The organism is Nonomuraea sp. NPDC059194 (assembly GCF_042754765.1).
Classification (GTDB): Bacteria; Actinomycetota; Actinomycetes; order Streptosporangiales; family Streptosporangiaceae; genus Nonomuraea.
This window is the reverse complement of record NZ_JBHZBH010000001.1, coordinates 50,356-62,868: the sequence shown is the minus strand read 5'-3', so window position 1 is coordinate 62,868 and position 12,513 is coordinate 50,356. Positions and strand designations below refer to the sequence as shown.

12 protein-coding genes are annotated in these 12,513 nt (G+C 68.4%); 9 read left to right on the top strand and 3 right to left on the bottom strand.

Annotated elements, in window-relative coordinates; translation table 11 throughout:
• The first annotated feature begins 36 nt into the window (after positions 1-36).
• Genes ACFXJ8_RS00300 through ACFXJ8_RS00285 form a run of 4 tightly spaced genes read left to right on the top strand, consistent with a single transcriptional unit; the run spans position 37 to position 3,616 of the window.
• Positions 37-1,383, top strand: a complete 1,347-nt coding sequence (locus ACFXJ8_RS00300) for a phosphomannomutase/phosphoglucomutase (RefSeq protein WP_379641606.1) — start codon at positions 37-39, stop codon at positions 1,381-1,383.
• Positions 1,384-1,386: 3 nt separating this feature from the next.
• Positions 1,387-1,566 (top strand): Trm112 family protein, encoded by a 180-nt coding sequence (locus ACFXJ8_RS00295; protein WP_379641605.1) that lies wholly within the window; start codon positions 1,387-1,389, stop codon positions 1,564-1,566.
• The gene (locus tag ACFXJ8_RS00290) at positions 1,563-2,651 is read left to right on the top strand and encodes an SIS domain-containing protein (protein WP_379641604.1); all 1,089 of its coding nucleotides are present in this window, start codon (positions 1,563-1,565) and stop codon (positions 2,649-2,651) included. Before ACFXJ8_RS00295 ends, ACFXJ8_RS00290 begins: the two co-directional genes overlap by 4 nt.
• A 44-nt stretch (positions 2,652-2,695) precedes the next feature.
• Positions 2,696-3,616 (top strand): cation diffusion facilitator family transporter, encoded by a 921-nt coding sequence (locus ACFXJ8_RS00285; protein ID WP_379641603.1) that lies wholly within the window; start codon positions 2,696-2,698, stop codon positions 3,614-3,616.
• 20 nt (positions 3,617-3,636) lie between these two features.
• Here the strand turns inward: ACFXJ8_RS00285 and ACFXJ8_RS00280 are convergent, their stop codons facing one another.
• Positions 3,637-4,239, bottom strand: coding sequence for a GerMN domain-containing protein (locus ACFXJ8_RS00280; RefSeq protein WP_379641602.1), 603 nt, complete (start codon positions 4,237-4,239; stop codon positions 3,637-3,639).
• Positions 4,236-4,595 carry a MerR family transcriptional regulator gene (locus ACFXJ8_RS00275; protein ID WP_379641601.1) on the bottom strand — a complete coding sequence of 120 codons (360 nt, stop codon included), beginning with the start codon at positions 4,593-4,595 and terminating at the stop codon, positions 4,236-4,238. Before ACFXJ8_RS00275 ends, ACFXJ8_RS00280 begins: the two co-directional genes overlap by 4 nt.
• Before the next feature lie 100 nt (positions 4,596-4,695).
• On the opposite strand from ACFXJ8_RS00275, the gene ahcY reads away from it, so the two are divergent.
• Both ahcY and ACFXJ8_RS00265 read left to right on the top strand, forming a co-directional pair.
• Positions 4,696-6,123 carry an adenosylhomocysteinase gene (gene ahcY, locus ACFXJ8_RS00270; protein WP_379641600.1) on the top strand — a complete coding sequence of 476 codons (1,428 nt, stop codon included), beginning with the start codon at positions 4,696-4,698 and terminating at the stop codon, positions 6,121-6,123.
• A gap of 364 nt (positions 6,124-6,487) precedes the next feature.
• On the top strand, positions 6,488-7,708 hold the full coding sequence (locus ACFXJ8_RS00265) for an adenosylhomocysteinase (RefSeq protein WP_379641599.1): 1,221 nt from the start codon (positions 6,488-6,490) through the stop codon (positions 7,706-7,708).
• 35 nt (positions 7,709-7,743) lie between these two features.
• Here ACFXJ8_RS00265 and ACFXJ8_RS00260 read toward each other — a convergent pair whose 3' ends face one another.
• A complete protein-coding gene (locus tag ACFXJ8_RS00260; RefSeq protein WP_379641598.1) occupies positions 7,744-8,382 on the bottom strand; it encodes a DUF305 domain-containing protein in 639 nt (212 codons plus the stop codon).
• 159 nt (positions 8,383-8,541) lie between these two features.
• Between ACFXJ8_RS00260 and ACFXJ8_RS00255 the strand changes: the two genes are divergently transcribed.
• The 3 genes from ACFXJ8_RS00255 (at position 8,542) to ACFXJ8_RS00245 (ending at position 12,325) form a co-directional block, all read left to right on the top strand.
• Positions 8,542-9,981 (top strand): LVIVD repeat-containing protein, encoded by a 1,440-nt coding sequence (locus ACFXJ8_RS00255; RefSeq protein WP_379641597.1) that lies wholly within the window; start codon positions 8,542-8,544, stop codon positions 9,979-9,981.
• 429 nt (positions 9,982-10,410) lie between these two features.
• On the top strand, positions 10,411-10,875 hold the full coding sequence (locus ACFXJ8_RS00250; protein WP_379641596.1) for a hypothetical protein: 465 nt from the start codon (positions 10,411-10,413) through the stop codon (positions 10,873-10,875).
• Between the two features lie 124 nt (positions 10,876-10,999).
• Positions 11,000-12,325: an LVIVD repeat-containing protein gene (locus ACFXJ8_RS00245; protein WP_379642048.1), complete on the top strand. Its 1,326-nt coding sequence runs from the start codon at positions 11,000-11,002 to the stop codon at positions 12,323-12,325.
• Positions 12,326-12,513 lie beyond the last annotated feature (188 nt).

Below are 12,513 nucleotides of genomic sequence, written 5' to 3'. Positions count from 1 at the left end.
CTCGTCCCAGTAGGCAGGCGACCAGGGGGCGGACGAGTGGGCGATCTCTCCAGGATCTTCAAGGCGTACGACGTGCGCGGCGTGGTGCCCGAGGAGCTCGACGAGGAGAGCGCCGAGGCGGTCGGGGCGGCGTTCGTCGACGTGCTCGGCGCGACGCAGGCCGTACTCGCCCATGACATGCGGGTCTCCTCCCGCGCGCTCGCCGACGCCTTCATCCGTGGCGCCACCGCCAGGGGCGCCGACGTGATCGACGCCGGGCTCGGCTCCACCGACCTGCTCTACTACGCCAGCGGCAGCCTGGGGCTGCCCGGCGTGATGTTCACCGCCAGCCACAACCCGGCCCGCTACAACGGCATGAAGATGTGCCGCGCGCAGGCGGTGCCCGTCGGCGCCGACACGGGGCTCACCGAGATCCGCGACACGGCCGCCGCCTACCTGGCGGGCGGCATCCCGGCGGGCAGGCCTGGCAGCCGGATCGAGAAAGACCTGCTCAGCGGATACGGCGAGCACCTGCGCTCACTCGTCGACCTGTCGGACATCCGGCCGCTCAAGGTGGTCGTCGACGCCGGAAACGCGATGGGCGGTCACACCGTTCCCGCCGTTTTCGCGGGGCTGCCGATCGAGGTGACGCCGCTCTACTTCGAGCTCGACGGCACCTTCCCCAACCACGAGGCCAACCCGATCGAGCCCGACAACCTGCGTGACCTGCAGCGGGCCGTGCTCGAGACCGGCGCCGACCTGGGGCTCGCCTTCGACGGCGACGCCGACAGGTGCTGGGTGATCGACGAGCGCGGCGAGTCGGTCTCGCCGTCCACGATCACCGGCCTGGTCGCGGCCCGCGAGCTGGCCAAGCATCCGGGCTCGACCGTCATCCACAACCTGATCACCTCGCGCGGGGTTCCCGAGATCATCGCCGAGCACGGGGGCGTGCCGGTCCGCACGCGAGTGGGCCACTCCTTCATCAAGGCCGAGATGGCCCGCACGGGCGCGGTCTTCGGCGGGGAGCACTCGGCCCACTACTACTTCCGTGACTTCTGGTACGCCGACTCCGGCATGCTCGCCGCGCTCCACGTGCTGGCCGCGCTGGGCGAGCAGGACCGGCCGTTGTCGCAGGTGCTGGAGCCGTTCGCCCGCTACAGTGCCAGCGGCGAGATCAACAGCACGGTCGCCGACCAGCAGGCCGCCCTGGGGCGGGTCCGCGAGCGGTTCGCGGGGCGCGGCGAGTTCGACGAGCTCGACGGGTTGACCGTGACGGGGTCCGGCTGGTGGTTCAATCTGCGTCCGTCCAACACCGAGCCGCTGCTCAGGCTGAACGCCGAGGCGGCCGACCCGAGCCAGATGGCGGCGATCAGGGACGAAGTCCTTGCCGTCGTAAGGAGCTGAAGAGTGAAGATCGACGACTGGCTGCTGGAGATCCTGGCCTGCCCGGCGTGCAAGTCACCGCTGCGCGCGCAGGACGACCCTGACATCGGGACCGACGAGCTGGCCTGCACGGGTTGCGGTCTCATCTACCCGGTCAGGGACGACATCCCCGTGCTGCTCGTGGACGAGGCACGGAAGCCGTGACCTGGGAGCCCGAGCGGCTCGACGACCAGGCCTCGCTCGCCGAGGGCGACCAGGGCGCGATGCTGCCCGCGATCGCCTCGGCGGCCGCCCAGGTGCGCACCGCCCACCGCGACGCGAGTGAGGCGGGCGTCGCGCGCCTGGCCCGCGACGGCAGGCCGAGGGCGATCGTGGTGGCGGGCATGGGCGGGGCCGCGCTCGCGGGCGACATCCTCGCCGCGATCTGCGGGTACGGCGCGCCGCTGCCGATCCTCACCGTGCGTTCCGGCCGGCTGCCTGGCTGGGTGGGCGCCACCGACCTGGTGATGGCGGTGTCGAGCTCGGGCCAGACCACCGAGACGCTCGCCGTCGCGGCCGAGGCCGTACGGCGGGGCGCGTCGCTGATGGCGGTCGGCGCTCCCGGCTCGCCGCTGCAGGCGATCGCCACGCAGGCGTCCGCGCTGTTCGTGCCGGTCACGGCGCAGGGCCCGGCCCGCGCGCACCTGTGGAGCCTTGCCGTACCGCTGCTCGCCGGGGCGGGGGCGCTGGGGCTGACCAGGGAGGGCCCCGAGCTGTTCGAGGGGGTGGCCAGGGCGCTGGAGGAGATGGCGCACCGCTGCCGCCCGTCGAGCGAGTCGTTCATCAACCCGGGCAAGTCGCTGGCCATGGAGCTGGCCGAGAGCGTGCCCGTGCTCTGGGGTGCGACGCCGGTCACCGCGGTCGCGGCCCACCGGCTGGCGCTCCAGCTCAACGAGAACGCGAAGTATCCGGCGATCTGGGGTGAGCTTCCCGAGGCCGGGCACAACCAGCTCGCGGTGCTCGACGGCCCGCTGGCCGAGCGTGACATCTTCGCCGAGACCACCGAGCGCACGCTGCGGCTGGTCGTGCTGCGTGAGGCCGAGGAGCGTCCGCAGGCCCTGTTCAGAGTGGCCGAGGACCGCGGTGTGCCGGTCAGCGAGCTGGTCGCGGAGGGCGTCGAACCACTCGAACGGCTGGCCACGCTGATCGAGCTGGGCGACTACGCCAGCGCCTACCTTGCCCTCGGCTACGGCATCGATCCGACCCCAGTGACGTCGATCACAGAGCTAAAGGCGAGAATTTCCCAATAAAATCCCGTGTCCGGGATTTTCAGTGGCATGAGCGGAGAAGTGCGTTGAGCGCCAGCGGCGGTACCAAAGCGATCATTGCAGCATTGGCGGCGAATCTCGCGATCGCCGTCGCCAAGTTCGTCGCGTTCCTCTTCACCAGCTCCTCCTCCATGCTGGCCGAGTCGATCCACTCGATGGCCGACTCGGGCAACCAGGCGCTGCTGCTCATCGGCGGCAAGCGGGCGCAGCGGGCCCGCACCCAGGAGCACCCGTTCGGCTACGGCCGGGAGCGCTACTTCTACGCCTTCGTCGTGGCGGTCGTGCTGTTCACGATCGGCGCGGTGTTCTCGATCTACGAGGGCATCCACAAGATCAGTGACCCGCACAAGATCGATTCTCCCGGGTGGGCGTTCGGCGTGCTGATCTTCGCGATCATCGCGGAGATCTTCTCCTTCAGGACGGCGATCAAGGAGTCGAACGTCCACCGCGGCAGTCAGAGCTGGTGGGCCTTCATCCGCCGCTCCAAGTCGCCCGAACTGCCCGTGGTGCTGCTGGAGGACCTCGGCGCGCTGCTCGGTCTGATCTTCGCGCTGTTCGGCGTCACCATGGCCGTGGTCACCGAAGACGGAGTCTGGGACGGCATCGGCACCCTGATGATCGGCGTGCTGCTGGCCGTCATCGCCATCATCCTGGCGATCGAGACCAAGTCGCTGCTGATGGGCGAGGGCGCCTCGCCGGAGGTCGAGACGCAGATCAGGACCGCCCTCGAGAACGCCCCCGAGGTGAGCCGCGTCATCCACATGCGCACGCTGCACCTCGGCCCCGAGGAACTGCTGGTCGCCGCGAAGATCGCCGTCGAGCACGACGACACGGCCGCCGACGTCGCGCGCGGCATCGACGAGGCCGAGCAGCGCATCCGCGCCGCCGTGCCGATCGCCCGCGTCATCTACCTCGAACCCGACCTGGACAAGGCCGCCGCCAGATAAGCCCCCTCGGCGGCCCGCGCTCACTCGTGTCCGGTGATGCAGGACGTGCCGTTGGTGGTCTGGTCGAACAGGCAGCGGCCGTCCTTGTCGAGGGTGATGACCTTCTTCACGGTGCCGAACTGGCGCAGCGTCCTGTCGATCGTGTGCAGGATGCGCGCGTCGCCGCCGACGCCGAGCCCGAACACCGTGCGGCAGAAGCGCAGCGTCGCGGTGCCCTTGCTGATGGAGAGCTTGAAGTCGGCGCCGCAGTCGGACTTGCCCCTGATCTGCGGGCCGAGCTCCGAGTGCAGGCCGCGCTTGCGCTCGGTCTTGGTCGGGCCCTTGATGAGCTGCTGGATGGCGAAGGTGCCCACCGCGCTGTTGGGGGCCTTCCTGGTGACGGCGACGACCTTGCCGGGGACGTCGAAGTCGGCGGAGAAGTAGACCTTCACCGTCTTTCCCGACGAGGTCTTGAACGCCTGTGCAGGCGTCGTGGCGAGAGCGGGTGCCGCCGAGGCGGTCGCAGAGGAGGTCGCCAACGCCTGTGCGGGCTTGGCGAGAGCGGTGGCCGTGGACGCCGGTGCGGGCGTCGTGGCGAGAGCGGGGGCCGCCGCGAGCGCGGTGGCGAGAACGAGAGCCTTCATATCCGGTTGGACGGCCGATTTCCCGCTCTGGTTTGCAGCAGTCGCAGCGCCTTCTCCTTCTCGAAGTCCAGCGCCCTCCTGGGGGCCTGGAGGCGGCCGATGCGCAGGCCCAGGTCTCTGACGGCCTGCGTCACCGCGGGGTCGGCCAGCGCCCGCAGCGCGAAGGCGAGCTCGGCAGGGGAGGCGTCGAAACGCCGCTCCAGCTCCACCGCCTGGGCCACCGCCGTCAGGTCCTCCTCGGTGAACCTCCGATGCGCCCCCTGCTCCCTGACCGGCGGCAACAGCCCCAGTGCCTCCCTGTAGCGGAGCATTCGAGGGGACATCCCCAACCGTCTCGCCGCCTCTGTGATGCGCATCCTTACATTCTTGTGGAAGATTCGGCCCCCGTGGGATGCGACGTGGAGAACCCGCGCTTAAACTCAACGGCGACAGCTTCGTGTATCGAGGGGTAAACAGATGGACTTCAAGGTCGCAGACCTTTCACTTGCCGACTTCGGCCGCAAGGAGATCCGGCTCGCCGAGCACGAGATGCCCGGCCTCATGGCGGTGCGTAAGGAGTACGCGGCCTCCCAGCCCCTCCGCGGCGCGAAGATCATGGGCTCGCTGCACATGACCATCCAGACCGCCGTCCTCATCGAGACGCTCGTCGCGCTCGGCGCCGAGGTCCGCTGGGTCAGCTGCAACATCTTCTCCACCCAGGACCACGCCGCCGCCGCGGTCGCGGTCGGCCCCAACGGCACCGTCGACAACCCGCAGGGCGTGCCCGTCTTCGCCTGGAAGGGCGAGACGCTGGAGGAATACTGGTGGTGCACCGAGCAGGCGCTCACCTGGCCGGGCGGCGAGGGCCCCAACATGATCCTCGACGACGGCGGCGACGCCACGCTGCTGGTCCACAAGGGCGCCGAGTACGAGAAGGCCGGGGCCGTCCCCGCCGCCACCGCCGACGACCCGGAGGAGTGGCACGTCATCATCGACCTGCTCACCCGCACGGTCGGCGAGGACCGCCAGTGGACGAAGATCGCTGAGCAGATCAAGGGCGTCACCGAGGAGACCACCACCGGTGTCCACCGCCTCTACGAGATGTTCAAGAGCGGCTCGCTGCTCTTCCCGGCGATCAACGTCAACGACTCGGTGACCAAGTCGAAGTTCGACAACAAGTACGGCTGCCGCCACTCCGTCATCGACGGCCTCAACCGCGCCACCGACGTCCTCATCGGCGGCAAGGTGGCCGTGGTCTGCGGCTACGGCGACGTCGGCAAGGGCTGCGCCGACGCGCTGCGCGGGCAGGGCGCCCGCGTCATCGTCACCGAGATCGACCCGATCTGCGCGCTCCAGGCCGCCATGGACGGCTTCCAGGTCACCACGCTGGAGGAGGTCGTCGGCATCGCCGACATCTTCGTGACCACCACCGGCAACTTCGACATCATCACGGCCGACCACATGGCCAAGATGAAGCACCAGGCGATCGTCTCCAACATCGGCCACTTCGACAACGAGATCGACATGGCCGGGCTCGCCAAGACCCCCGGCATCGTCAGGAACACCATCAAGCCGCAGGTCGACGAGTGGATCTTCGAGGACGGCCACTCCATCCTCGTGCTGGCCGAGGGCCGCCTGATGAACCTGGGCTGCGCGACCGGCCACCCGTCGTTCGTGATGTCCAACTCCTTCACCAACCAGGTCATCGCGCAGATCGAGCTCTTCACCAAGACCGAGGAGTACCCGATCGGCGTCTACACGCTGCCCAAGCACCTGGACGAGAAGGTCGCCCGCCTCCACCTCGACGCGCTGGGCGTCAAGCTCACCACGCTGACCAAGGCGCAGGCGGAGTACATCGGCGTCGACGTCGAGGGCCCGTACAAGCCGGAGCACTACCGCTACTGACCGGCACCCGACGGCGGGCGCCCGCGTTCGGGCTCCCGCCGTCGTTCCATATCCCGGGTCTGACACCCTTCAGTGGGTACGGCAAGCGGGCTTGGCGCCTCCGTGGTCACCGGGTCCCGTCCGTCGAAGGCGCGCCGCCCAGCAGGACTCCGGTCCCCGCCATCACGGCGCCCCCAAGACCCAGCCTCCGGAAGGGCGTGTGGCGGGTCAGCGGACCTTCGGTGGTGGCGAAGCGGGGAATCCGGTCGACGATACGACGTAGCGGCGGGTACCGAAGTCCTGCTGGAGTGCTGTGATGGACGGGCGGCCACCGGTGACCACGGTGGCCTTGAGCGGGCTTGCCGTACAAGATCATGGAGTTGTGGTGGGAGAGCGGCGGATTGCGTGGGCGGGCAGGGGGATGCCCGTGCTGACGGCCATCGGTGAGCGGTTCGCGCGCGAGCGCCCGTTCGACGGGCTCAGGATCGCCGCGTGCCTGCACGTCACCGCCGAGACGGCCGTCCTCATGGGCGCGCTCAAAGCCGGCGGGGCCGAGATCGCGCTCGCCGCCTCCAACCCGCTCTCCACCCAGGACGACGTCGCCGAGGCGCTGCGGGACTACGGCATCGCGGTCCACGCGCGCGCGGGCGTCGACAGGGCGACCTACTACCGCCACATCCACCAGGCGCTGGACCTGGCGCCCGACATCGTCCTCGACGACGGCTGCGACCTGGTCAACATCCTCCACACCGAGCGCACCGACCTGCTCGACGGCGTGAGCGGCGGCTGCGAGGAGACCACCACCGGCATCATCAGGCTGCGCCAGATGGCCGCCGAGGGGGCGCTGCGGTTCCCCGTGGTCGCCGTCAACGACACGCGGACGAAGCGGATGTTCGACAACAGGTACGGCACCGGCCAGTCCACGCTCGACGGCGTCATGCGTGCCACCAACGTCATGCTCGCCGGGCGCACGGTCGTGGTCGCCGGGTTCGGCTACTGCGGCCGCGGTGTCGCCGAGCGGGCCAAGGGTCTCGGCGCCCGCGTGATCGTCACCGAGATCGACCCGGTCAAGGCGCTGGACGCTTCACTCCAGGGCTACGAGGTCCGGACCATGGGGGCCGCCGCGCCGGTCGGCGACCTGTTCGTCACCGTCACGGGCAACCGCGACGTCATCACGGCCGAGCACCTGGCGGCGATGAAGGATGGCGCGATCCTGGCCAACGCGGGGCATTTCGACGTCGAGATCGACGTGCGGGCGCTGGAAGGGCTGGCCGTCGCGCTGAACCCGGGCGTGCGGCCCAACACCGACGAGTACGTGCTCGCCGACGGCCGCCGCCTGCTGCTGCTGGCCGAGGGCCGCCTGGTCAACCTCACCGCGGCCGAGGGCCATCCCGCGGCCGTCATGGACATGTCCTTCTCCGCCCAGGCCCTGGCCGTCGCCTGGCTGACCACCGAGCGTGTACGGCTGGCGCCGGGCGTCTACGACGTGCCCGAGGACATCGACGTCGAGGTGGCGCGGCTGAAGCTGGCCGCGACGGGCATCGAGATCGACCGCCTGACGGCCGATCAGGAGGACTACCTCCACTCCTGGCGAACCGGCTCCTGACCGGTCCCGGCAACCTGCCCTCGTGCGTGTGGCGGTCAGAGGGCTGAGCGCATTTCGCGCATGCGGCGGATCTCGGCGGTCTGCTCGACGCCGATGTCGGTGGCGAGCTCGGAGATCCGCTGGTGGGAGCCCTCGCCGAGCACCTTCGTCGCCATCGTGATCGCCCCCGTGTGATGCGCGATCATCAGGTCGAGGAACAGCCTGTCGAAGCTCGCCCCCGACGCCGCCTTCAGCGCCGCCATCTGCTCGGGCGTCGCCATGCCCGGCATGTTCGCGTGGCCCGCGTGATGGTCGGTCACCTTCTGGCCCTGCTCCTGGAGCCACGTGGTCATGTACTGGATCTCCGGGCCCTGCGCGTCCTTGATCCGGGAGGCGAGCCCCTTCAGCTTCTCCGACTCGGCCCTGGCAGGCGCGAGGATCGACATGTCGAGCGCCTGCCGGTGGTGAACGATCATGTCCTGCACGAACGTCACGTCCACCGCGTTCGCCGTGGGCGAGGGGACCGCGGTCGCCGCCTCGGCGGGGGACAGCGTCCTGGCCGCCTCGCCTGGTTTGCCCGGTGCGAGCACCGGTGCCGTCGAACCGTCCGTGGCGGCGACGGGGCGGCTGGCGCCGCCGCTGCAGCCCGTGAGGGCGATCACCGTGCCTGTGATGACGATGAGCGCGGCGCGCACCTGACCTCCCCTTGTCGAGAGAGCGAACTTTAGAGCACAACCGTGATCGTTAAAAAGACGGCAAAGCGCAATAAAAATTGACATTTTGGGCGCTAGCCCGCTTGTCAGGACACAGGTGAGGATTCTTTACATTTATCTTTCCCTTATGGAGGCGGCTGAGTGATCACCCCCCGCAGAGCCCTCGTCCTGATCGGAGCGGCGGTCGGCTTAGCGCTGACCACGCTGCCGGCCCAGGCCGCTGACATCCCCGCCCCCGGTCAGATTGTCATGAGCCCGAACATGGAGCACGTCACCAACGTGCCCAAGCCGGCCGCGCTGACCGACATCCACACCGACATGGCCTTCCAGGGCGACTACGCCTATGTCGGCAACTACTCCGGCTTCTCCATCTACGACATCAAGCGTCCGAAGCGGACCTCCCTGGTCAGCAGCGTCGTCTGCCCCGGCGGCCAGATGGACATCTCCGTCTACGGCGACCTGCTCATCGGCTCCGTCGACTCCTCCCGCAGCAACGACTCCTGCCAGAGCCAGGGGCAGTCCGCGTCGATCAAGGAATCGTGGGAGGGCATCCGCATCTTCGACATCAAGGACAAGACCAACCCGGTCTACATCAAGTCCGTCGAGACGAACTGCGGCTCCCACACCCACACCCTCGTGCCCGGCAAGGGCCGCGACGCGCGCAAGAACCTCTACATCTACATCTCGTCGTACGGCCCGCGGCTGGAGTTCCCCGACTGCCAGACGCCGCACGACCTGATCTCGGTCATCAAGGTGCCGCTCGCCAACCCGACGGCCGCCACGGTGGTCAACACCCCGGTGCTGTTCGCGCCCGACCGCGACACCAACGGCGACGGCGTCCCCGACGACGGCGGCAACCCCGGCGTGCCGCTGCCGTACCCGGACGGCAAGTCCGCCACCGCCGGCTGCCACGACATCACCGCCTACCCCGAGAAGGACATCGCGGCCGGCGCCTGCATGGGCGAGGGCGTCCTGATGGACATCTCCGACCGCGAACACCCGCGCGTCACCCAGACCGTCCGGGACGACGTGAACTTCGCGTTCTGGCACTCGGCGACGTTCAACAACGCGGGCACCAAGGTCATCTTCACCGACGAGCTCGGCGGCGGCACCCGCGCCACCTGCAACGAGGCCATCGGTCCGAACCGCGGCGCCAACGCCTACTACGACCTCGCCGGCGGTCAGCTGCAGTTCCGCGGCTACTTCAAGATCGCTCGGCATCAGGCCGACACCGAGAACTGCGTCGCGCACAACGGCTCGCTGATCCCGGTCAAGGGACGCGACATCATGGTGCAGGCGTGGTACCAGGGCGGCATCTCGGTCGTCGACTTCACCGACTCTACGCGGCCCGAGGAGATCGCGTACTTCGAGCGCGGGCCTGACAACACCGCTCCGGCTCTGTCCGGCGGATTCTGGTCGGCGTACTACTACAACGGCTACATCTACGGGTCGGACTTCAACCTGGGGCTCGACGTGCTGCGGATCAACGACCCGCGCACGAACCAGGCGAAGCGCGTCAAGTTCGACATGCTGAACGCCCAGACGCAGACGTCCTACCGCGAGAGGGGCCACGACCACTAGCCACCCGCACGGCACCCTCATTCCGCAAGCCGCCAGGGCCGATGCCCTGGCGGCTTCGCCGTGCCCCCCGTCGTCTCACCGTGCGGTTGGTTGGGCGGCTTGGTCGCTCCTCGACCGGCAGCGCCGTATCCGAGCAGACCCCCTCCAGCGCCGCCAGGGTCGCCCCGCCAGGGAACACCGTCGGGCCGTTCCAGCTCGCCGCGCAGCAGGGCCAGACGTCCTTGCCGCAGTTATGCGCCGTGTCTCGTGGGGGGTGGTGTGCATCGGCCTCGCCGGGCCGCATGACCCAATCGGCGCCGACCTACCCACCGCGTCGGCGGTCGGGCGGGTGCCGGAGGGTCACCAGGCGGGGTCGCCGCCGTGGCGTTCCAAACGGGCGGATTTTGTCGGCGGTCGGTGCTCCAATGGTGGCAGCGAAGGGAGTAACCGATGCGGAAACCTCACCCCGTTCTACAGCGGCTGGACGCCTTCGTGGGCGAGTGGGAGATCTGGGCCTCCATCGCCGACCAGGACACCGCCGGAGCGCGGACGGTGTTCGAGTGGATGGAGGACGGCGCTTTCCTCGTCCAGCGTTCCGATGCCAAGGTCGTCGAGGGCACGTCGCCGGAATGGGTGGCCAACTCGCCGTTCCCCGTCACCTCGATCATGGGTCTCGACGACGCTTCCGAAGAGCTCTCCATGCTGTATGCGGACGCGCGGGGCGTTTTCCGTGTCTACCGGATGAGCTTCGACGGGGCCACCTGGCACATGTGGCGGGAGGCGCCGGGCTTCCATCAGCGCTTCACCGGTGTTCTCGGCGACGACGGCGCCACCATCACCGGCTACTGGGAGCTGTCGCGTGACGGTTCCGTCTGGGATCACGACTTCGACCTGACCTACAGAAAGGTCGCGTAGGCGGTGTATCGGCTCGGTATCGAGTCGGAATCCGGGTGATTTGTGGTGACATAGTGGGTCGGGTCTGATCGTTTTGTCTCGACGGGAGGTCCCGGTGGCGTCCAGACTCGGCCGCTTGCTCGTGATGGCCGGTGCGGCCCTGACTCTGGTGGCGGCCACGGCGCCGGCGCGGGCGGAGTCGGCTGACACGATCATCAAGAGCCGCAACGTCACGCATGTGGCGAATGTCCCCAAGATGGGATCCTTCGCAGGCTCCGACGCGTTCAACTCCGATCTGGCCTTCCAAGGAAACTATGCCTTCCAGGGCAATTACCACGGGTTCGCGATCTACGACATCAAGGACCCGGTGAAGCCGAAGATGGTCAGCCGCGTCACGTGCGCGGGCGCGCAGAACGACATCTCGGTGCAAGGTGACCTCCTCTTCCTGTCGGTGGACGACCCGCGCGACAGCGACTCCTGCAGGAGCGACCGCGGCGTGCCCACGAGCAAGGCGTCGTGGGAGGGCATCAGGATCTTCGACATCAGCGACAAGGCCAGGCCGAAGTACGTCAAGGCGGTCGAGACGGCCTGCGGCTCGCACACGCACACGCTGGTGCCCGGCAAGTCGGGTAAGTCCGTCTACCTGTACGTCTCGTCGTACATGCCGGCCGACATCTACGCCGAGTGCAAGCCACCGCACGACAAGATCTCGATCGTGAAGGTGCCGCTGGACAAGCCGACCGACGCGAAGGTCGTCTCCACGCCCGTGCTCTTCCCTGATGGTGGCAACGAGCAGCAGAACGGCCTGCTCCTGCCCACCAGCGGATGCCATGACATCACCGTCTTTCCGTCCAGAAACCTGGCCGCCGGCGCCTGCATGGGAGATGGCGTGCTCATGGACATCTCCGATCGCGAACACCCCAAGGTGACGGCGACCGTAACGGACGAGAACTTCGCTTTCTGGCACTCGGCGACCTTCAACAACACAGGGACCAAGGTGGTCTTCACCGACGAGCTCGGCGGCGGCATGTCGGCCACGTGCAACGAGCGGGTCGGCGGGCAGCGCGGCGCGAACGCGATCTTCGACATCGTGGACGGGCAACTGACGCATCAGGCGTACTTCAAGATTCCGAGGCGTCAGGAGGCGTCGGAGAACTGCGTGGCGCACAACGGCTCGCTGATCCCGGTCAAGGGCAAGGACATCATGGTGCAGGCGTGGTACCAGGGCGGGGTCTCGATCTGGGACTTCACCGACTCGACCGCGCCGAAGGAGATCGGATACTTCGACCGTGCGGCGCTGAAGCCGCGCCGGACGGGCGGGTCGTGGTCGGCGTACTACTACAACGGGTTCGTATACAGCAGTGACATTCAGCGGGGATTCGATGTGCTGCGGATCTCCGACAAGCGGACGGACGCGGCGGCCAAGGTGCGGCTGAAGGCGCTGAACACACAGACCCAACTGCCCTTCTAACCTCTTCTGATCCGAGTCGCGGATCAGGGTGACCAGCAGCGGGTGCGGGTAGTGGCGCTGGATCTTGTTCTTCTGGCCTCGCTGGTCGCCGTGGCTGGGGAAGGGTATCTTGCGGCCGTGGGCTGGGCTGCCCGTGGCAGGCTTCGTTGCTGTGTTCGGTCAAGATCCGGGCCGGTCTGCGATCGTGA

Coding starts and splice junctions, on each gene's coding strand:
- ACFXJ8_RS00280 (WP_379641602.1), bottom strand. CDS start 4,239: ATGAAGGCTCTCGTTCTCGCCACCGCGCTCGCGGCGGCCCCCGCTCTC.
- ACFXJ8_RS00275 (WP_379641601.1), bottom strand. CDS start 4,595: ATGCGCATCACAGAGGCGGCGAGACGGTTGGGGATGTCCCCTCGAATG.
- ahcY (WP_379641600.1), top strand. CDS start 4,696: ATGGACTTCAAGGTCGCAGACCTTTCACTTGCCGACTTCGGCCGCAAG.
- ACFXJ8_RS00250 (WP_379641596.1), top strand. CDS start 10,411: ATGCGGAAACCTCACCCCGTTCTACAGCGGCTGGACGCCTTCGTGGGC.
- ACFXJ8_RS00245 (WP_379642048.1), top strand. CDS start 11,000: ATGGCCGGTGCGGCCCTGACTCTGGTGGCGGCCACGGCGCCGGCGCGG.